The following is a 21,567-nucleotide window of genomic DNA, read 5'->3' as shown; positions in this document are numbered from 1 at the left end:
GGATAATTTAAATCGGCCCTGTTGTTGTATCAGAGGGCCGATTTTCATTAAGGGTAGACTGGCACGGCAAACAACGCATTTTTGAATGCAAGAGCATCATGCTTAACGAAGATGAGGATTTGTGGTTCAGATGTTTTTGTGAAGTTGCAGATGTGTCCGTTGTCCATGTTGATCTGACCCCGAATAAATCGCGTGAGGAGCGTGCCTTCTCGCAGCTTGACAAGTCTGAGCGGGAGCGCTGGCACCGGTATAAGTTTTCTCGTCCTCAGCGCGAGTTTGCGCTTTGTCGGGCAGCGTTGCGCATGAATCTTTGTCATAGGCTCGACTGTGACAACAGACTGCTTTCTTTTGACAATTTCGAATACGGGAAGCCGTTCGCATTGATCGACGGTGTGGCGGTTCAAACGAGTTTCAACCTAAGTCACAGTGGCATGCATGGGTTAATCGCGTTTGCTTCCGAAGGACGAGTTGGAGTGGATGTCGAGGAGCGCATCGACAGCAACGACTTTGATGGAATAGGCAAGATAGTGTTTGGTGAGCAAGAGCAAACCGAGTTGTCTTCCAGACAGGTTCGAGAAAAGCCTCACTTTTTCTATACCCTGTGGACACTGAAGGAGGCACTGATCAAAGCCCTTGGCACTGGATTTTCTCTTGATCCGTCCAGATTCCAAGTCCCGCCAAGCATGCGACATGGCGCCCGGTCCGCCACATTCAGGTTCCCGCACCTTCCGGATATTTTCTGGAAGCTTGAAGATATGGGCAACACTGATTTCGCTGCCGCAATTGCACACGAGTTGGTTCCAGCTATCGCTCGCATCGCGGATGAGTAATTTCCATGGCATGTAAAGATAGGGTATGGGAAGTGCCTGAGCCGCTTTCCGTGCACAGAATTCGCATGGACGACGGTACTGTCATCCATCTGCGGCAACATGGGAATCCAAACGGACCGAGGCTTGTATTGAGTCATGGCAACGGTCTTGCCATCGACTTGTATTATCCGTTTTGGTCGCTTTTAGCCCAAGACTTTGAGCTATTTGTTTTTGACCTTAGAAATCATGGCTGGAACGCCGTCGGCGCACAGGCAGATCACATTGTTCCAGCACTTGTTGATGATCACGACCGTATACTCGATGAAATTGATGTCAGGTACGGCAAGAAGCCGAAAATCGGAATATTCCATTCTGTTTCCGCTTTGGCCTCACTTGTCTCCTCCACCGGGAACTGTGATTTCGCCGCGCGCATTTTGTTTGATCCGCCATTGTGCAAACCTAATGACTACCCTGAAGAATACGATATAGCAACCAGACGGTCGACAGAAGCCGCCCTGCGTCGAACAGATACTTTCAAGTCCTTGGATGAGTTTGTCGATTTGCTTAGCTGGCTTCCTGTGTATCACCGCACCGTTCCTGGTGTACTCGATCTTGCAGCAAGAACAATGCTAAAAAAAAATGACGGGGGAGACGGCTACAGTTTGCGCTGCCCTCGTACTTATGAAGCACAGATCATCAACTACGCCAGGATGTACACAGTCTGGGTTGACTTGGAAGAGATTGACTGTCCGACCAAAGTTGTTGGTGCCGACCCGGTTCTCCCCTACTCATATCTTCCGACATTTGATTTGAGCCAAATCCACAGCTTGGATTACGATTTCCTCCCCGACACAACCCATTTGCTTCAACTCGAACAGCCCAAGGAATGTGTTGCTGTAATAAGGGAATTTCTCGAACAGCATAATCTATTGGACAATCGTAAAGTCCACATTGGTCAGTAGCCGGATTGAATGGTGGGCAGGTATCCGGCGAGTGTGATTCCGGTTGACAGGCTGTACTCGAAAACTTCCCGCCGACTAGTCCGACAAACTGTTTCAAGTCGCACCATCGCACCGGTGGGGCCCCGCACTGTCCGTTCGGCAAACGCCAGCGTGTGCACGTACAGAACCGTAAGGCAATATCGCAGCTTCGAATGATTCGAAACAATCCCGCTTTGGCCAAGCCTTATAATTCATTGGATTGATACCTGAATTGTCAACATGGGTACACATAAACAATAGCTTCAAATTTTCCAGCTATTCTGTGAAGGATCACGCAAGAAATTTACAACCTGTCCAACCAGTCGCAGTGATAGGAATGGCGTGCCGGTTTCCAGGTGCGTCGAGTATTTCTGAATTCTGGGAACTTCTTGAATCTGGCGGAAACTCGGTCTGCGAAATCGTCCCGGGTAGCGGAAACCAGCGCGTGGATGAACTATTTCCGGATCTTGAGGAATTGGACAGCGCCTGCCGTTACTGTGCCTTCGTTGATGGGATCGATGGTTTTGACGCTGGTTTCTTTCGAATTTCGCCTGTCGAGGCCGACTTTCTCGACCCGCAACAGCGAATGATGCTCGAGACCAGCTGGCACGCTCTTGAGGACGCAGGAATAGACCCTGATCAGCTGATGGGCAGCCGCACCGGCGTATATACAGGGATCAGCAACGACGAATACAGGATGCTGGTGGTGGGATCGAACAAGCCTGCCGAGGCTGCCGCCTGCCTTTATGCCCTCAGCGGCACCAACCTGAACGGAACCAGTGGTCGGGTCTCTTTCGTACTGGGACTCAGGGGGCCTTCGAAAGCGGTCGACGCCGCTTGCGCATCGTCCCTGGTTTCGGTCCACGATGCGGTTTCAGACCTTCAGCAGGGGAAGGCGGATCTGGCGATCGCAGGTGGTGTGCAGGCAATCTTGAGTGGCCGCATATTCGAACTGCGCGCAGATGCGATGATGCTTTCCCCGGATGGCCAGTGCAAGGCGTTCGACGATTCCGCGAACGGCTATGTGCGAGGCGAAGGCTGCGGTGCCGTTGTCCTCAAGCGGCTGAGCGACGCGGAACGCGACGGTGATCGAATTTGGGGCGTCATCCGAGGTTCAGCGGTCAATCACGGCGGTGCCAGCAGCGGGCTCACGGTTCCGCACACACCAGCGCTTGAGCAAGTCATGGAAGAGGCGCTCTCGCAGGCAGGAATCACCGCGTCGCAAGTCGATTATCTCGAGGCGCATGGTACCGGAACGTCGGTGGGCGATCCAATCGAGATCAATGCGGTAGCGTCAGTCTATGGAAACAATCGCATGGCCGACCGACCGCTTCTGGTCGGTTCTGTGAAAACCAACGTCGGTCACCTGGAGTCGGCCGCCGGAATTGCAGGCCTGATCAAGGCAGTGCTCGTCATGCAACGCGGTACGATTCCCAAGCACCTGCACTTCAACAATCCGAATTCGAGTCTGGATTGGAATCTTCTGCCTGTACAGGTCGTCACTTCGATGATGGACCTGCCGCAACACGACAGACGTCCGCGCCTTGCAGGAGTGAATTCTTTCGGAATTTCCGGCACGAACGCCCATATTGTCGTGGAAGAATATTGTGCACCTGACAAGGCACCTTACGAACAAGATCTGACGGCAGGATCTGCAAAACCTATCGCGGTAACTTCGTCGACTGCAGCAAAGAATATTTCGATGCCGAATGAAGAGCTTAAGCAGCGTGCCAGCCGCTTGCTTCCGCTTTCGGGCAAGTCGGCAGGTGCACGAGCTCTCGCCGAACGGTACCTCTCATGGCTCGATGCGCAGGCAAAGGCGATTGGAGCACAAGACACTGCAGCAGGGGCTTTGCTGTCCGACATGGCATGGACAGCCAGTGTCGGACGAAGTCATTTCAGTCACCGAACGGGCATTGTGTTCGAGGACGTCGGGTCGCTGCGGGAGCAGCTTCGGTTATTGGTCAAACAGGATGACGAAATCCCACAGCATTCTCAGATCAAGGTGGCATTCGTCTATACCGGGCAAGGCAGCCAATGGACCGGCATGGGGCAGATGCTTTATGAAAGCGAACCGGTGGCGCGGGCAGTGTTCGACCGCTGTGAGCAAGTATTTCGCGAACAGGGAGGCGCTTCTTTGCTGGACGTAATGTTCGCGAGGGACGGCGCAGGACAAGGCAGACTGGACGACACAGCGTGGGAGCAGCCGGCGCTTTACGCACTCGAGTGCGCTTTGACAGCACTTTGGAACAGTGTCGGGATTCGTCCCGACGTGGTTGTGGGACACAGTGTCGGAGAACTGGCGGCCGCACAGGCAGCGGGCGTTTACAGCTTGGAAGATGGCATGCGGTTCGCACAGAGGCGGGGCACCATCCTTTCGAATACCCAACCCGGTGCGATGGCCGCGGTATTTGCTCCACACGACACGGTTGCGTCAATCGTCGAACAGTTCAATTCATCTTCCAGTCGCGCTGGCATCAGCGTGTCAGCAGACAATGGCAGCCATCAGGTGGTGAGCGGCCCGGTCGAGGATATTGAAAGCATATGCAAGCGTTTCGAAGTCGAAAGTGTTCGCACAAGGCGGCTGAATACGAAGCGGGCGTTCCACAGTGCCTTGCTGGACCCGGCATTGGATGCACTGGAAACGTCGCTGGATGATATATCGATCAAACCCGCCGCCCTCGCCATCGTCAGCAATCTTACCGGACGGCCGGTTGAGACCGGCCAGCTGCTTGAGGGAGCGTACTGGAGGCGACATGCCCGCGAACCGGTGGCATTCGCTGCTGGAACTGCATCGCTGGCGCAAGCCGGGGTCGGTGTGATCGTGGAAATAGGGCCGCGCCCGTTGTTGGGCGCGATGACGCTCTCAGCTTGGCCGGATTGCGACGATGCGCAGTTGCCGACAGTGCTCGCAAGCATGCATCCACCGAAGGAAGATGCACAACAGTCCGGTAGCAGCGATGGTTTCTTCGAGGCGGTTGCGCAAGCGTACCGGGCGGGGCTCCGGGTAAACTTTGAAGGGCTATACGCTGGAGAGCAACGCCGGCGAATCGCAATCCCCAACTATCCGTTCCAGCGCGAACGCCACTGGCTTGATTCGACCCGGGAACGGCGTCGCGGTGCCGGGCATCCACTGCTGGGCGATCGCTACGAGTCGGCTAGCGGGGAGGTTACATTCGAGACGGAGATCTCTGCGTCGGACCCGCAGTGGATGAGCGATCATCGAGTGTTCGGCCGGGTCGTTGCGCCAGGGGCGCTCTACGGCGCCATGTCGATATCTGCGGCCCTTGACGAAGGGGACCGCGCGGTGGTTGTTGAAGATATGCAACTGCTGAATGCACTGATCTTCCAGCCGGAAGATCCTGCGAAGAGTGTGGATGAGACAGTCCGCAGGCTTCAGCTCGTGGTTGACTCCGAAGATGAAACGAAGTCCCGACGTGTCAGGATATTCAGCAAAGGCAGCGAGGAGGGATGGACGAATCACGTGGAGTGCCGAGTCTTGCGTGGTGCACCGGATGTGCAAAACGAAGACCGAATCGATCCCGACAGTCTGAAATCCGGCTTCGAACCGGTGGATGCGGCGGCTTACTACCGCGCCCGTTCCGCCACAGGGATTGATCTCGACTCGTCGTTCCGAACACTCGGCGGCATATGGTGCCGGCCGGGAGAAGCACTGGGCGAGGTGACATTACCCAGCGTTTACGACCAGCAAAAACTTGATGTTCATCCGCTCGTGCTGGACGGCTGCTTCCAGGTCGTGGCTGCGGCGCGGACTATGGGTGGAGTTGAAGATGAAACGACTTATATGCCTTTTGGCTGGAAGCGACTGTGGATCAGGGAGCGACTGCCGCGAACGGTCTTGTGCCATGTACAGATGACGCAATCCGTCCAGGAAGCTGAAACGCAAGCCGAGCTTCCGGCGGAGGCAATGAGTGGTGAAATACGCATCTACGATTCGGCCGGGCACCTGATCGGCGCATTGGAGGGCTACACCGTAAAACGCGCAACGCGTGCTGCGTTGCTGTCGGCAGTCGAAGGAGTCGATGATCTTCTTTACGAGATCGTCTGGCGAGAAGTCGTTCTGGCCCAGGGAATGGTGCCTGCCGACTTCCTTCCGTCACCGGCTGACGTGGCGCGCCGTTCCGGTCTGCTTGCCGAATATCTCGCTGAAGAAGGCGTTTCGCGCGACGACAGAAGCGCTCTGTTGAACGACTTGGAACAGTGGTCGCGTCGTCATGCACTTGCGACCTTGGAGAAACTCGGATGGAAGCGCGAAACGGGCGCAACGCTGAACGCTGAGAATCTGCGCCAGCACTTAGGGGTTGAAGCTATCCATAAACGCCTGTTTCGCAGAATACTTGAGCTGCTGGCAAAATCCGGAATATTGGAACAGGCAGGCGACGGATTCGTCGTCCGGGTTGGTCCGGATGACCCGTTGCCGGATGAATTGCCGGAGGACATCGAGGAATTTGTTTCCACGATGGTCTCGCGTTATCGCCACGGCACCAACGAAATTGGCCTGTTCAGACGATGTGGCGGTGCCTTGGCTGATGTACTGCGCGCCAAAGAGGATCCTTTGACGCTGCTGTTCAGCAGCGGAGATCCGACACCTGGAGATCTGTATCTGAAAGCACCTGTGGCGCGGGCAGCCAATCGGATATTGAAAGAGACAATTCGCACCCTCGTGGCCGACCGGCCCGAGGGAAAGCGTCTTCGGATAATTGAAGTCGGCGCGGGGACAGGTTCGGCGACCGCTGCCATCTTGCCGGAACTGCCGGATGGACAGTTCGATTACATGTACACGGACATCTCGGCAGGATTCTTTGCACAAGCAGAATCACGCTTCGGTGATGGTGGAGGCGCCATCGAATACCGTCCTTTGGATATTGAGAAAGATCCGCTGGTGCAGGGCTTTGCCGTCAACTCCTATGATTTGCTGATTGCGTCGAACGTCTTGCACGCAACTCGCGATCTTCAAGAAACACTGACACATTGCCTTTTGCTTCTCGCGCCGTCGGGTCAGCTGGTTGCACTCGAAAATCTCAGCGGTCAGGGTTGGATGGATCTCACTTTCGGGCAATTGGACGGATGGTGGCGGTTCGCTGACAGCTACCGTCCCCACCATGCCCTGGCAAGTCCGTCAATATGGCGCCGCGCGCTCGCTGATGTCGGTTTCAGTGAAGTGGAAGTTCTGGGAGTGAATGAGTCGGACCCAACCGAGTTTCCGGACAAGGGGGTGATCGTCGCACAAAGTGCAGCCGAAGTAATGGAAGCGCCGGGGGTCTGGATTCTCGCGGGGGATCGCTGTGAGATGGCAAGCGAGCTGGCAACCCGGCTGGCTGCTCGCAATCAGGTAGTGATGCTGGTTGAGAACGGACCGTCGAATGACAAGTCATGGGAGATATCCGGAGCCGGGGTGGTTGACGTCTCCCTGGACATGGAACATCGAGATTCCTGGTGTTCGCTCATGCGAAGTCTTCCATCGGATATGGATTTTCACGGTGCCGTACACCTGATGGCCTGCAATGGCCGCGGGTCGGATGCATCGCACGAGGAAATGGCTGAGGACGTGAGACGGATCGGTGCCAGTGCGTTAGCGATGGTCCAGGGAATGATGGATGTTGATGCGAAACCGCAACTAGGTGTGTGGTTTATCACCAGCGGGGCGCAGGTATTGGAACGGGAACAGGGCGGGGAGCTCGCCGGCAGCGTTCTTTGGGGGTTCGGCAAGGCCGTGATACTTGAAGCGGCGGACCTGCAACCGAGGATGATTGACCTGGATCCTGCACCGATATCGCCGGAACCCGATTTGGTCAATGAACTTTTGTACCCCGACTCGGAAAACCACATCGCATACCGATCGGGACGTCGTCACGTTGCACGCCTGGTCCGGGGAGACGCCGGGGCCGAGCGACTCTCCCTGCCGGATGATGCGGCGTGGGTGCTGGCACCGGATCCGGGCGGCGTTTTTGAAAGACCGTGCATCAAGCCCTTGCAACCTCGCAACCTGAAGCCGAAGGAGGTATGTATTGCGGTTGAGGCGATCGGCCTTAACTTTTGGGATGTGTTTCGCTCGCTGGGCTTTATCGAAGAGGGTGATCTGGGCAGGGAGATGTACGGCCGTGTAATTGAGCTCGGTGCCGAAGTGTCAACTGTTCGTATTGGCGATCACGTAACCGGACTGGGATTCGGCGCGTTTGCGTTTGAAATGATTACGAGAGAGGAACTGGTCGCGCCGGCCCCGACCGGATTTTCCGCATCGGATCTCGCCACGGTGCCAAGCGCATTCGTCTCGGCCGCCCTGTCTTACGAGTTTTCCGGGCTGAACAAGGGAGACAAGGTGTTGATTCACGCGGGTGCCGGCGGCGTCGGTCTGGCGGCGATCCAGCTGGCGCAGGCCGCGGGGGCGGAAGTCTTTGCTACAGCGAGCGCGCCCAAGCAGTCATACCTTCGTTCGCTCGGGGTGGAGAACATTTTTGACAGTCGCCAAACCACATTTGGAGAAGAAATTCTCAATGCCACCGGCGGCGTCGGTGTGGATGTGGTGCTAAACAGTCTGACAGGGGAAGGCTTCATAGACGCGAGCCTATCCTGCCTGGCGAATGGCGGACGGTTCGTCGAGCTGGCAAGGCGGGACATACTCAGCGAGGATGAGATGGCACAGGTTCGTCCTGACGTAGCCTATGCCATCCTCGAGCTCGATGTTATGAAGAAGACCGAACCGGCCAGGGTTGGCAGGGTTCTTCGCGACGTCATGAAACAGCTTGCGGCAGGACAAGTGCGACCGATTGTTCATAGCAGATGGCCGCTGGCGGAGGCCGGAACGGCATTGCGATTCATGCGGGCGGCCCGCCATACCGGCAAGATTGTCCTGACGGTGCCGCCGCTGGCAAACGGCCGCTTGCGGCAGGACAGGACGTATCTTGTCACCGGAGGGCTTGGCGGCATCGGATGTGCAGTCGCCGATTGGCTCGCCGAACGCGGAGCCGGAACGATCGTGCTGAATGGACGACGTTCTCCAGACCCGGAGGTTGATAGGGCAATCGATTCGCTACGCGAACGAGGGTTCAGAGTCAGGGTGGAACTCGCGGATGTATCGGATGCCGGCCAGGTAAATTCAATGCTGGCGCGGATTAAAGAGGAACTTCCCCCGCTGGGCGGCGTGATCCATAGTGTAGGGCTTTTGTCCGACGGTGCGCTGACGAACCAGAATTGGCAGCGATTCCAAATCGTGTTATGGCCGAAGATACTAGGGGCTTGGCATCTGCACCGCTCTACTGTCGATATTGATCTGGATTTTTTCATTCTGTTTTCGAGTCGGGTCGGCGTGATGGGCAACCCGGGTCAGGCGAACCACGCCGCGGCCAACGCGTTTCTGGATCAGCTTGCCGGATATCGCCGAGCACTGGGACTTCCGGGACAGGCAATCGCCTGGGGAGCGTGGTCCGAAATCGGTGAGGCAGCAGAACAGCGCGACCGGATTGAACGACAGCGTGCCGCACGAGGCGGTCGCTGGTTCACCCCGCAACAGGGCATCAAGGCATTTGAACGGCTTGTACGGCAGGACATCACAAATTCTGTCGTGATGGCCATGGATTGGACCGTTTTCCAAGAGGCCGTCGAAGAACGGCCGCCGCTGCTTGAGGATCTGCTCTTCTTGGACCCTGAGGAGAGTGCGGATTCACCTGCCCTGGCGGTTGATCTGATCTCTCGTGTCAGGCAGGTACCGGTGGCGGAGCGCGAAGACCTGCTGGGTTCGTTCCTGCAGCAGGAATTAAAGGCCGTACTGCGATTGTCATCGCTGCCAGAGCCTACGGTAGGTTTCTTTGATCTAGGGATGGACTCGCTCATGTCCGTGGAATTTCGTAATCGGCTGAATAAAGCTTTCGCTGACACCTACACGGCATCGAACACGGTGGTTTTCGATTACCCGGACATCGCGGCACTTGCCAGACATCTTGCCAGCGAGCTCGGCGAAGTGGAACCTGCTTTCGCTCCTCCAGCACAGGACGAGCCCGTTTCGGTGCAACCAGTAAAGATTGGTGCGGAAAAGGACGGAATCGCGATTGTGGGCATGGCGTGCCGATTCCCTGGCGCACCTGATCTGGATGCTTTTTGGCAACAGCTCGAGGCAGGTATGGACGCGATAACGGATGGGCGCGAAGACCCTGGTCCCTGGCACGGCGTTTTCGGAGATCCCGCCGCCGAGGACAGTGTCTCTCGAAGAGGAGGATTCGTTGAGGGAATCAATCTTTTCGATGCGGACTTTTTTGGCATCAGGCCTATCGAGGCACGCACCATGGATCCGCGCCAAAGACTGTTGCTGGAAACGAGTTGGCTGGCACTCGAAGACGCGGGCATATGCCCTTCGCCGCTCGCAGGCTCTCGCACCGGCGTGTATATCGGTTTGAGCGGCAGCGAGTACCGGGACCTGGCCATAAGCAGAGGCGCGGATGACAGTTTTCTTGGCACCGCACCGAGCGTGGCCATCGGAAGGGTCGCTTTTACACTGGGGTTCATGGGTCCGGCGGTTCCGCTGGACATGACTTGTTCGTCATCGCTCGTGGCGGTGCATCAGGCTGCCGCAAGCCTCAGGGCGGGTGAGATTGACATGGCTCTGGCGGGCGGAGTGCAAACGGTACTTTCTACTCGAGTTTCGAATTTCATGAAGGAGTACGGGATGTTGTCATCGAGCGGGCGGTGCAAGACATTCGATGCGGCCGCGGACGGCTTCGTTCGCGGCGAGGGTTGCGGAGTCGTGATTCTGAAGAGGCTGAGCGATGCCGAGGCGGATGGCGATCGCATCTGGGGTTTGGTGCGAGGTTCAGCGGTGAATCAGAACGGGTTGAGCGCCGCGCTGACCGTACCGAAAGGAACCGCGCAGGAAGAGGTGATTGAGGAAGCGCTTCAACAGGCTGGAATCCCTCCTTGCGAAGTGGATTACCTCGAGGCACATGCGACGGGATCGCAGTTAGGCGACCCGATTGAAGTGCGCGCCGCTGCCGCTGTGTATGGCAGGGGACGCGAGGCTGACCGCCCGCTTCTGCTCGGCACGGTCAAGACCAACATCGGTCATCTGGAGCCGGCGGCCGGCGTCGCGGGATTGATCAAGGTCCTGCTGGCGATGAAGCGCGGGGTGATCCCGAAACATCTGCACTTCCGGGACCCGAATCCCCACATACAATGGAGTGATTTTCCGGTGCAGGTGACATCGGAGATGACCAAGTGGCCGACGAGCCGCAGTCGTCCACCCCGAGCGGGAGTGAGTGCATTCGCGATCTCGGGAACAAATGCTCACCTTGTGGTCGAGGGTTATGAAGCGCCACAGTATCCGATGGAAGGAGAAAGCGGAATCAATTCCCCGGCAGGTGCCGCGAATCGCATCGACGTTTCTCTGCCGGCACCGGTTACAGAACTTGCCGTGGACGATCTGCAGACAAGACCGTTGCGGATATTACCGCTTTCGGGCAAATCCGAAGACGCGCTGCGCAAACTTGCAGGGCGCTATCTTGCATGGCTCGACAATGGCAGCGCAGCCCATTTGAACAGCGATGCCCTTGGTTGCAAGTTGACTGATATGGCGTGGACGGCAGGTGTGGGACGCAGTCATTGGATGCACCGCGCTGGCATACTATTTGGGGATGCCGATTCCCTGAGAACCAGACTGGCATCGCTTGCGGAATCCGATGCCAACCATAGTTCGCCTGCGACAATCAAGCCGGCCTTCGCATACCTGGCAGATGACAGCCACTGGCGCGGGATTGGTGAAAATCTTTATGGGAGTGAACCGGTAGTTCAGGCAGTGCTGAACCATCTGCACACGATGGCGTCAAGTGAGTTGCAAATTTCGTTACTGGATGTGGTGCTAGGCGATTTCGGGAAGCTCGACGATCCGGCTTGTGCGCAACCGGTCATCTATTCGCTTCAATGCGCGCTCACAGCGCTGTGGTCGAGCATCGGCATCCGGCCGAGCGTCGTGTTTGGGACAGGTGCGGGTCAGATTGCTGCGGCGCAAGCGGCGGGCGTGCTGTCTCTAGAGGACGGTTTGCGCATTGCTGCTCGCAGAGGAGCCCTGATGGCTGCATTACAGAATGAATGCCCACCGGATGCCACAGCACTGGAGGAACTTGAAGCGGCGTTCGATGGAGTCAAGGCTAACCCGCCATCACTGTCTATGGTGAACCAGGCTACAGGCGAACTGGTGGGATCGGGTGAGGTTTTCGATGGGGCATACTGGTATCGACAGACTTACGACAAGGTGCGACCGGGACGAATTTCGGAAACTCTCGCGCAACAGGACATCGATTTGATTATTGAAGTCGGTCCGCAATCGGCGACAGGATTGAAGGTGGCCTCGACCTGGCCGAAAGCCGCAGACGGTGAAAGCCCGGTGACAGTGGCCACTCTAAGTCGCTCGTCGACCGATGAAACCGCTTATCTTGAAGCAGTCGCGAAAACCTATGAGTCGGGATTGACGCCAGAGTTTCGCGGGCTTTTTGCGAGCGAGGAGAGACGTCGTATATCTTTGCCAGGCTACCCATTTCAGCGGCAGCATTTCTGGTCTCTGGAGAGCTGACAGGCTGATGGAGCCGCTCGACCGATTCGCCCGTCATTGTTGATCTCGGAGTAATGCACCTATCGTAAAAGGCAGGTTGCTGCTGAATCAAAGCATACTGATGCCAAAAAGTGTAAACACCGAATCGGCTGGAACCATCCAGTCGTTGAAAATCATTCCTGCGCTTTCAGCAGGTTCCACCGCGGGACTGAGCATACTGGTTGCTCACATTGCTTTCGCCGGTGCGATTTTTTCCGGACCGTTACAGCCATATTTGCCGCAAGGTGTTGGACTGGTACTGTTCGGCGTATTTGTCGGTTGCATTTCGGTCGCTTTGACCGGTAGTTTTCGCGGGGCGATAGCAGGGATTTCACCCGCGCTGGTGATTGTCATGGCGCAGGTGGGACTTACGATTGATGCGAGTGGCGAGGTTCTTTTTGTAACCACTGTGGTGGCATTGACTCTGGGCTCGGTCGTCGCCGGCACGATGTGTCTGCTAATTGGACGACTGCGTCTTTCGATGCTGGTCAGATTCATTCCGTTTTCGGTAGCGGCAGGTTTTGTCGGTGGAATGGGAATTGCGGTCGGCATCGCCACGGTATCCATCGCGGGCGTTGAGCTTGACCCGCAAAATTATACGCACCTGTTTGAACCGTCTTCATTGGTTCTTTGGTTACCCGGAGCGATGTACGGCCTTGTACTATTCTTCGCAATGCGACGATGGAAAAATGCGCTGATCCTTCCGTTCAGTGTCGTTGTCTTGGTCGGGGCATACCATTTGGTCTTTGTCGCTCTTGGGTTGTCGATTGAAGATGCTCGAGACTCCAAGTTGCTGCTGAACAGTGTTGAAGGCGTATTATGGCCAGTGATCACTCCGACAGACTTGGCGAAAGTAGACTGGAACGCGGTTATAGATCAGATACCGAATTTGCTGGTACTTATTTTTGTCGCTCTTGTCTGTGTAGTGATGAGTCTTGCAGGGCTTGAGACGTTGGTCGGCCGGGAACTGAACTGGGACAGGGAGTTTTCCGCCGCTGGAATTTCAAGTATATTTTCGGGAGTCAGCGGCGCGACCTTCACTTACATGGTCGTCCCTCCAACCTACCGAAGCTGGCTTTTCGGGGCATCAACACGATTGACAAGCGTAATTTGCGCACTGGTCATTGGCGGAGGATTGTTTTTTGGATCCGGTGTGCTCGAATTCTTGCCTGTATCATTGTTGAGCGGACTGTTATTCTTCGTTGCCATAGGACTGCTCGACGAAGGGCTGTATCAAAGCTACAAAAAAATGCCTGCGACCGATTACGCGATCGTATTGCTGATTGTAGTCGTAATCAATGTCTTTGGCTTTGTCGAGGGTATTGTGGCAGGCTTGCTGGCGACTCTTGTCTTTTTTGCGCTGAGGCTGAGTCTCGTCGATCCCATTGCAGACGAGTTTACGGGTCGAACGTATCGAAGCAAGAAGGTTCGACAGCCGCCCGAACGCACTATTCTTTTACAGTCAGGAGATCAGATATGCGGGTACAGCCTGCGGGGATACTTATTCTTCGGCAGTGCCAGACCCTTGGTTGCACGACTCAGAAAGCCGCTCAATAATTCTGCGCCTCCAACCTGCCTGATACTTGATATGAAGCTTGTTTCCGGTGTCGATTACTCAGCTGTCAGCATTTTGGGTCAGTTTATCCAGAATTCGACGGAAAATGGTGTGCAAGTCGTAATTTGCGCAATGTCGGATGCACTGCATAAAGGGTTGATGCGGGATGTCCCGACTTCTGCATTCGAGAAGTTGTGGTTCGAATCGAGCAAGGATCAAGCACTTGAGCGATGCGAAGACCTGGTCATAGAAAACTGGGAATCCGATGCTGAAACCGCAGACCTGAAACGGGAGTTCCTGCTGACCCAATCGGAAGAACTTCTCGAGCGATACCTGGACAGAATGACTAGTTTTGAAGATGTAGTCGAATCATTGTCAGCATGGCTTGAAACCCGTGAATACAAACAGGATGAAAAGATAGCAGCAGTGGAAGGTGAGGGTATTCATCTGCTTGCATCGGGTAGAGCTACAGTGTTTGACCAAAACGGAACCAGAGTTCGTCAATGTGGAGTTGGAGATGTAATTCTTCCTGTGCTTGATGCGGATACCCGTGCACACTCAGTGGTTGCCGAATTGCCTTGCAAGGTATGGCTGCTAGGCACGCAGGAGTTGCGCTGGATTGAACAGCAAGAAAAGTCGCTGGCACTCAAACTATACCGGTATTTGTATACCTCGTGCGTCATTCTGGACTCTCCTGACTAGCGGTAGTGTACATCTTTCGTATGCATCGGGGATATCGGACCCGATCCGGAATTTGCGAATCTGGAGCCATATGTCAGGTAGTCGCTGGAGTCCGAACAGGAGCGGGTAGAACTTAAGCTCATGAGTTCGGCAGATGAGATGCGATCGTTTTACGATGCCATGACACGGCAGATCGACGAGGTGTTGAATTACTTGGACAAGAGGTGGGGCGAGGAAATGTCAGTCGCCGACCAGCGCCTCCAACTGCTCGTGCTGTCCCTTGTGGAAATTTCAACCTTCGTGGAGCTTTATCGCCTGCAGGAACCAACGCATGCATGCGACCAGCACCGGTTCGTACGGATCTAGGATCCATGTGCGCGGCCAAGGACAATTCCCGTAGCGGCAAATGGATGGCCTGATGTTTGTCGAAGCGTCAGAGCAATTTGTACCAAATGTCACTACCGGTAAGTAAATTTCCAGATATTCCGGTCAGAAATTTCAACTTGAACAGCACGTCGAGGCACTTGACCTGGTCGTCGTGCTGTTGCATGAACTCATGGGGGCTGAACCTGTGCGGGACCGGACCAATCATCGTTCCGTGATGTATTGCGTATTAATGATCAATGACTTGCAATGACATCGCTGTACACAAAGCATACTTATAACTTGCGGCAATCAGGAAATCCTTTGCGTAATTCTCACCGGTTGCAGTAGAATAAATAATCAGTTAATCATGAGACAGACCGTAGAATTACGCCAACGCCAAAAACAGACATTCAACGCGCGATTCAGCACTGCCGTCCGGGTCTTGCAACTATCCAGTTCCGAACTGGCAGAAGAAATCAGGGACGTTGTTGACTCCAATCCACTTTTGGAAGAAGTCGATCGCACCGTCCCGGAAGAAGGCGATGAGACATGGCGGAACGGAGAGTTGCCATCGAACGGCGTGCAACGCACCGAGCTCGACTCCGATGAGATGCTGGAGTTGGCGGCAAATCGGATGGAATCCATATCCATTCGCGAACACCTTGCCCAGCAGATACTTGCCTCCGGGCTCTCAGAGTCGGATCGCGCCATTGCCGACACAATCATTGATTGCATTGATGAACGCGGATACCTGACAGAATCCATCCAGGACATTGTCGAATTCCTGCCATGGACTGTCGAGCCTCAACAGGTTGAGGGGGTGTTGGAGGTGGTACAGCAACTCGACCCGCCGGGTATAGCGGCGAGAAATCTGACCGAGTGCCTGTCAATCCAGCTGGACTTTGCCAATTCTCCCCGGTCTGTGCGACAGAACGCAAAATCGATACTGCGCGATCACCTCGAGTTGCTTGGCGACAGACAGTTGGAACAGATTGGCGCCCAGATGCAAGTTGATGCGGCGTCGGTGCGGGCGGCGGTTGACCTGATACAGTCGCTGAACCCTTCACCGGCGATCAATTTCGGCGCGGCTGCGTTGACCGTGATTCCTGATGTGGTCACACGCAAGATCGATGACAAGTGGGCTGTCTTACTCAACTCGGAATTCATCCCAAACCTGAAAATCTCCGAACACTATCGATCGATGATTGACGATGGAATACCAACAAAAGATCGCAGATACCTTGAGAGAAACCTGGTGACAGCACAGCATTTTCTTGACAACGTCAGTCGACGAAACGATACGGTTCTTCGTGTTGCCAAGGCGATTGTCAGACACCAGAGCGCCTTTCTCGACAATGGCGAGCATGCCATGAAACCATTGACACTGCAGCAGATCTCGGACGCGGTCAACCTGCATGAGTCGACCGTAAGTCGGGCGTGTTCCGGCAAATATATAATGACGCCAAGAGGCACATTCGAGTTGAAGCACTTTTTTCCGGCTCGCATAAGACGTGACGTCGGCGAGGATGAATCGGCGATGTCGATCAAACACAGAATCCTTCAGATTGTTGAATCCGAAAATCAGCTGACCCCATTGAGCGACCAGCAGATCGCACAACGCATGTGGGACAGCGGAATAAATATCGCACGCAGGACTGTCGCCAAGTACAGGGCTGAGATGCGTGTACCGTCTTACAAGGCTCGTCGCGCAATCGCGGCAGCCCAATTGTCCGACCCACAGTGAGTGAGAGGTATTGTTATGGAAATTACGATCACAGGCCACCATATGAACATTACAGATTCCGTTCGGGAATATGTGAACAAGCGCCTGAAGAAGGTGGGAAACCATTTTCGTCATCCCACCAAAGTTGACGTGATCCTGCACAAGGAGAAGTCCACTTTCCAGTCGGAAGCGACTGTTCATGCGCGCAAGGTGTACATTCATGCGAAGTCAGAGGCACCGGATATGTTCAAGGCAATTGATGCCATGTCCAGCAAGCTGGACCGGCAGGTGATCAAACACAAGGAACTTCGTACTGATCATGGCCGGCACAGCGACGGTCAGCGAACCATCCGCTATTGACCATGTCATGAGTGAAAGTCCGGATCACTCTTCAGCCGACGCGGGTGTTCTGAACTCGGCGCGGCTGACGGAAATTTTCTCGCCGGCCAGAATTCGGACGGCAAGCAAGGCCTCGACCCTGAAACGGATGTTTGAGGAGATGGCGGGGCTGCTGACCCGGAACAGCCCGCATCCATTGGACCAGGATACGGTTTTTCGAGCCCTGCTGGCACGCGAGCAGATCGGCAGCACATGGATTGCTGACGGTGTGGCGATTCCGCACTGTCGCCTGGAATCACTGACTGAGTCACTGGGTGTCATATTGCGCATGCAGACACCCTTGTGTGTGGATTCGGGAGAAGGGAAATACGTCAGTGTGGCCTGCGGCTTGCTGGTTCCCCGGGAAAGTGCAAGTTCGCATCTGAAGGTCCTGTCCCGGCTGGCTCAAGCTTTTCTGGAGTATGGTATGTATTCGAAGTTCATGCAAGCGGCCGACTCGGAGGAAATGTACGGCATTCTTTCGAATATCGAGTCTGAAGTCGACACAGCCCGATCCTAGGCCAGCGAACTCAACGGGTGTTAAGACACCACTTCATTCGAGACCAGATTGCGTGAAACAAGGTGCCAACAACGACGACGTCAGGTACCTCAAGGTAATCACTGGGTTATCAGGTTCGGGCAAAAGTGTCGCGATGCGGGCACTGGAGGACCTCGGTTACTATTGCGTGGACAATCTTCCGATTGTGCTGCTTAAACCATTCATCAGTTCGGTGTTGGAGCCTGAGTTTGTATTCTGTCGAAGGACAGCGGTCGGTATCGACTCCAGAAACAGGAAATTCTTTGACTCCCTTGATGACAACATCCAGTACCTGCAGCGCAGCGGCGTCCAGTTTGAGATCATCTATCTGGATGCTGAGATCAGTTCGCTGATCAAACGCTTTGGAGAGACGCGGCGAACTCACCCCCTGATGGAGGGTACGATGTCACTGCTTGAATGCATTGAGACCGAAAAGCGGCTGCTTGCGCCATTGTCGGATATGGCGTCCAAGCATTTTGATACGACGAGCATCTCACCCCATGAGCTGCGCAATCTGATTCAGGAGGATGCTGCCGGTTTCGGGGTCAGCGACTCGTCGCTGCTGTTTAAGTCTTTTGCCTACAAGCATGGCACGCCCCTCGATGCGGATTTTGTGTTTGATGTCCGCTGTCTGCCCAATCCCTACTGGATTGACGAGCTGAAAAAATTCAATGGTCTCGAAGGCCCGATCAAGGAATACTTCTCCACCAAACCCGATGTCCAAAACATGATCGAACAGATTGACTGCTTCATAGCCGAGTGGCTCTCAAAGTTTCATGATGCCGGTCGCGTCTATCTCACCATCGCAATCGGATGCACCGGCGGTCGACATCGGTCGGTGTATGTTGTTGAACAGATTGCACAGCGCTTCGTCGACCGCGGGCACGACGTTTTCAAGCGCCACAACGAACTTCCGAGCCCATGAGGTCAACGACCATTCAAGTGCGCAACAAACTCGGGCTGCACGCCCGCGCCGCTGCGCAGCTGGTTCGTGTCGCGTCCGGATTCGAGAGCGAGATAACACTGGTTGACGGTGCCAAGTCAGCCGATGCAAAAGGCATCATGGGATTGATGATGCTGGCGGCAACGCAGGGAACCGAACTGGAGCTCAGGATAGATGGTCCGGATGAGGCGGTTGCCGACAAGGCGGTTCAGCAGCTGTTCGACTCAGGATTCGGGGAGAACGAAATTTGATTCTGCTGCAAGGATCAGGTGTCGGGTCTGGAATTGCAATCGGCACCGCTTTCGTCGTCGATAAGGCTATTGTCGATACATCGATCGAGGCCGTCGGACCCGAGCGGCTCGAAACTGAGGTTGAACTTCTTGATCTCGCACTGAAACGTACCGCCGAGTCACTTCGCAGAACGCGGGCTGAGGTGCCCGCGAACGCACCTCACGAAATCGATGCGTTTCTTGAAGCGCATGTACTCATGGTTGAGGATGCAACACTGCGGGATGAGACCGTCAGGATCATTTACAGAGAGTCTGTCAGTGCTGTCGCCGCGCTCATGATCCATCGGGATGATCTGGTCAAGGTGTTCGATGCCATGGATGATGAATACCTCAGAAGCAAGAAAGATGACGTCAATCAGGTCATATCCCAGATTCATCGCCAACTGCTCGTCTTGTTGGGCGACGATGACAGTCGCCCCGAACAGGATCTGAGTGATTACATCGTCGTCGCTCATGAACTGACTCCGGCGGATACTGTGCTGTACATGAAGATGAATATGCGGGCATTCGCAACCGATCTGGGAAGCCGGATCTCCCACGTCGCCATACTTGCACGAAGCCTCCAGATTCCTGCTGTCGTAGGGCTGCACGGCGAGGTCGGGCAGATTCCGCATGGGGCGACGGTCGCGGTCGACAGTCAGAGTGGACAGGTTATCGTCAATCCGGATGAGACTGCACTCAGGGAACTCACGCTTCGTCTGCAGGAGTACGATCGGCAGCACCAGCGACTGCTGGCGACCCGCAACCTGAATTCACTCACACTTGACGATTTTGAGGTAAGCCTGCTCGCAAATGTCGAATTGCCGTCAGAAATTGATGCCGCGCTGGAATCGGGCGCGAGCGGTGTCGGCCTGTATCGGACAGAATACCTGTTCATGAACCGTGAGCAGTCGCCGACTGAGGAGGAGCAGTTCGAGTCCTATCGGCAGGTTGTACAGGCACTGAAAAATGTCACCATCCGTACGCTCGATCTCGGAGCCGACAAACAGGTGGATGGTGGACGCAGACAGGGGAAAGTCGCGATCAATCCCGCACTCGGAGTCCGTGCAGTGCGATTCTGCCTGCGCTCTGAAGACATATTCCGCACACAGTTGAGGGCGATCCTGCGAGTCGCGGTGTACGGTGAGGTCAAGTGCATGATTCCGATGCTGTCGAACCTTGAGGAGCTCACACAAGTCAAGGCGATCGTTGCCCAGGTCGCTGATGACCTCAGAGCAGAAGGGATAGAGCATGATTCAGCAGTCCCGATCGGAGGGATGATTGAGGTGCCGGCGGCTGCGATCACGGCAGAGCAGTTTGCGCAGCACCTGGACTTCCTATCCATCGGCACCAACGATCTGATCCAGTACACCCTGGCGATCGACCGGGTCGACGACGAGGTCAACTATCTATATGACCCGCTGCATCCATCCGTGCTGAAACTGGTCAGGCACACAATCCAGGCCGGGCAGAAATTTGACAAGCCGGTATCACTGTGCGGGGAGATGGCAAGCGACAGCAACTACACGCGATTGCTGCTTGGTATGGGACTGAGGATTTTCAGTATGGACCCGGCAACCCTGCTTGAGGTCAAGCAGGTTGTGAGGAACAGTTCCGTCGGACAGGTTGTCGGACAGGTCGACGGCATCATCGAGTGCCACGACTCCTCTAAGCGCCTCGAATTGCTGGATCAGCTGAATCGGATCGATTCCGCAGACACCCGCCCGCAAGAACCTCAAACCAGCCAACAGCCGGTCAGACAGATTCAATGAAATAGTCCGCTGATCGCGAAGCCACGCAATCACACGGATTGGGGCAATTGGGATTCGGCCGTGAATCACCAAGTGCCAGATCAATGACTGAAATATGGTTGATCCTTGTTTTGACCGCAATGTCTTTGGAATAGACTGAGGCATGCAAAATGCATGCAGCGCCATACCTCATCCGCTGAATGGTTTCTCATTTCGCACTTGCGAACTTTCCGCGGACTGTAAAATAGCTGCTGGACGGGTGTATGTTGTGTCACTCCATTTCTGGATCACAATAACATCAAGTCAGCATCCGTTAAACGCCAGATCTCGAACACAGGAGGCAGCAAGATGGAAAACAACATTTCGAAACATATGGTGGCGCAAGCGATTCTGACAGCACATTACGTTGATGCCGCGATCAAGGCCGGACTGGATGCCGGCGCGATCAATGCGGTACTGACCAAGGTGGCGAACCAATCGGTCATTTCAGAATTCTGGGTCAGCGATGAACAGGGTAACGTAGAGTTCACGAACACTGGCGTCGAATCCTTCAAATTCCCTGCCGATTCCGAGGCGGATTCTCAATCAGCTCCATTTGCCGCCCTGCTGAGCGGCACCCAGACCGTTGTCGTTCAGAATACACAGCCCCGCGAGCTGGACGGCGCGTTATTCAAGTATGTCGGCGTCGCAGGCGTTGACAAGCCGCGCATCGTCCAAGTCGGAATATCGAATGCGGAGATGTCGCAGGACTAGCCGCATACTTTACCAGCACTGTTTTTTTCTTAACTGCCCAGGCATCCATTCACGCGATCAGTTGCTGATCAGGCAAGATTGCTGCAAGCGAACTGTCTGCACCATTCCAATACAAGTCCCGCATCCCGGATGCAGCCAGCCGGGATAAGCGCTGCCCGTTAGTGGCGGAAAGTCTGAACTGTTTGCCGGTTCAGGCTCTGTCCGTATAATGAGTCGAATATGACCTG

12 protein-coding genes are annotated in these 21,567 nt (G+C 55.2%); all 12 read left to right on the top strand.

The window, feature by feature from the left end:
* Nucleotides 1–98 precede the first annotated feature (98 nt).
* The 12 genes from OXI60_11445 (at nt 99) to OXI60_11390 (ending at nt 21,340) form a co-directional block, all read left to right on the top strand.
* Entirely contained in the window at nt 99–830 is a 732-nt protein-coding gene (locus OXI60_11445) for a 4'-phosphopantetheinyl transferase superfamily protein (GenBank protein ID MDE0310423.1), read from the top strand.
* A 5-nt stretch (nt 831–835) separates the two neighbouring features.
* The gene (locus OXI60_11440; GenBank protein ID MDE0310422.1) at nt 836–1,771 is read left to right on the top strand and encodes an alpha/beta hydrolase; all 936 of its coding nucleotides are present in this window, start codon (nt 836–838) and stop codon (nt 1,769–1,771) included.
* Nucleotides 1,772–2,117: 346 nt separating this feature from the next.
* Nucleotides 2,118–12,365, top strand: coding sequence for an SDR family NAD(P)-dependent oxidoreductase (locus OXI60_11435; GenBank protein MDE0310421.1), 10,248 nt, complete (start codon nt 2,118–2,120; stop codon nt 12,363–12,365).
* A 100-nt stretch (nt 12,366–12,465) separates the two neighbouring features.
* Nucleotides 12,466–14,640: a SulP family inorganic anion transporter gene (locus OXI60_11430; GenBank protein ID MDE0310420.1), complete on the top strand. Its 2,175-nt coding sequence runs from the start codon at nt 12,466–12,468 to the stop codon at nt 14,638–14,640.
* 120 nt (nt 14,641–14,760) lie between these two features.
* Complete coding sequence (locus tag OXI60_11425; protein MDE0310419.1) at nt 14,761–14,985, top strand: hypothetical protein; 225 nt, start codon at nt 14,761–14,763, stop codon at nt 14,983–14,985.
* 367 nt (nt 14,986–15,352) lie between these two features.
* A complete protein-coding gene (gene rpoN / locus OXI60_11420; protein ID MDE0310418.1) occupies nt 15,353–16,729 on the top strand; it encodes an RNA polymerase factor sigma-54 in 1,377 nt (458 codons plus the stop codon).
* A gap of 15 nt (nt 16,730–16,744) precedes the next feature.
* A complete protein-coding gene (gene raiA / locus OXI60_11415) occupies nt 16,745–17,068 on the top strand; it encodes a ribosome-associated translation inhibitor RaiA (GenBank protein MDE0310417.1) in 324 nt (107 codons plus the stop codon).
* 7 nt (nt 17,069–17,075) lie between these two features.
* Nucleotides 17,076–17,606, top strand: a complete 531-nt coding sequence (locus OXI60_11410) for a PTS sugar transporter subunit IIA (GenBank protein MDE0310416.1) — start codon at nt 17,076–17,078, stop codon at nt 17,604–17,606.
* Between the two features lie 52 nt (nt 17,607–17,658).
* Complete coding sequence (gene rapZ / locus OXI60_11405; protein MDE0310415.1) at nt 17,659–18,549, top strand: RNase adapter RapZ; 891 nt, start codon at nt 17,659–17,661, stop codon at nt 18,547–18,549.
* The gene (locus OXI60_11400) at nt 18,546–18,818 is read left to right on the top strand and encodes an HPr family phosphocarrier protein (GenBank protein MDE0310414.1); all 273 of its coding nucleotides are present in this window, start codon (nt 18,546–18,548) and stop codon (nt 18,816–18,818) included. Before rapZ ends, OXI60_11400 begins: the two co-directional genes overlap by 4 nt.
* A complete protein-coding gene (gene ptsP / locus OXI60_11395; protein MDE0310413.1) occupies nt 18,815–20,608 on the top strand; it encodes a phosphoenolpyruvate--protein phosphotransferase in 1,794 nt (597 codons plus the stop codon). Before OXI60_11400 ends, ptsP begins: the two co-directional genes overlap by 4 nt.
* Before the next feature lie 327 nt (nt 20,609–20,935).
* Nucleotides 20,936–21,340 carry a hypothetical protein gene (locus tag OXI60_11390; protein MDE0310412.1) on the top strand — a complete coding sequence of 135 codons (405 nt, stop codon included), beginning with the start codon at nt 20,936–20,938 and terminating at the stop codon, nt 21,338–21,340.
* The last annotated feature ends 227 nt before the right edge of the window (nt 21,341–21,567 follow it).

Source organism: Acidiferrobacterales bacterium, from assembly GCA_028820695.1.
In the GTDB taxonomy this organism is placed as follows: Bacteria; Pseudomonadota; Gammaproteobacteria; order Arenicellales; family JAJDZL01; genus JAJDZL01.
The sequence above is the reverse complement of the archived record's forward strand: the minus strand, read 5'-3'. Positions and strand labels throughout refer to the sequence as shown.

Bases quoted from the DNA above. Each gene is read 5' to 3' on its own strand.
- OXI60_11445 (MDE0310423.1), top strand. From the start codon at position 99: ATGCTTAACGAAGATGAGGATTTGTGGTTCAGATGTTTTTGTGAAGTT.
- OXI60_11440 (MDE0310422.1), top strand. From the start codon at position 836: ATGGCATGTAAAGATAGGGTATGGGAAGTGCCTGAGCCGCTTTCCGTG.
- OXI60_11430 (MDE0310420.1), top strand. From the start codon at position 12,466: ATGCCAAAAAGTGTAAACACCGAATCGGCTGGAACCATCCAGTCGTTG.
- OXI60_11425 (MDE0310419.1), top strand. From the start codon at position 14,761: ATGAGTTCGGCAGATGAGATGCGATCGTTTTACGATGCCATGACACGG.
- rpoN (MDE0310418.1), top strand. From the start codon at position 15,353: ATGAGACAGACCGTAGAATTACGCCAACGCCAAAAACAGACATTCAAC.
- raiA (MDE0310417.1), top strand. From the start codon at position 16,745: ATGGAAATTACGATCACAGGCCACCATATGAACATTACAGATTCCGTT.
- OXI60_11410 (MDE0310416.1), top strand. From the start codon at position 17,076: ATGAGTGAAAGTCCGGATCACTCTTCAGCCGACGCGGGTGTTCTGAAC.
- OXI60_11400 (MDE0310414.1), top strand. From the start codon at position 18,546: ATGAGGTCAACGACCATTCAAGTGCGCAACAAACTCGGGCTGCACGCC.
- OXI60_11390 (MDE0310412.1), top strand. From the start codon at position 20,936: ATGGAAAACAACATTTCGAAACATATGGTGGCGCAAGCGATTCTGACA.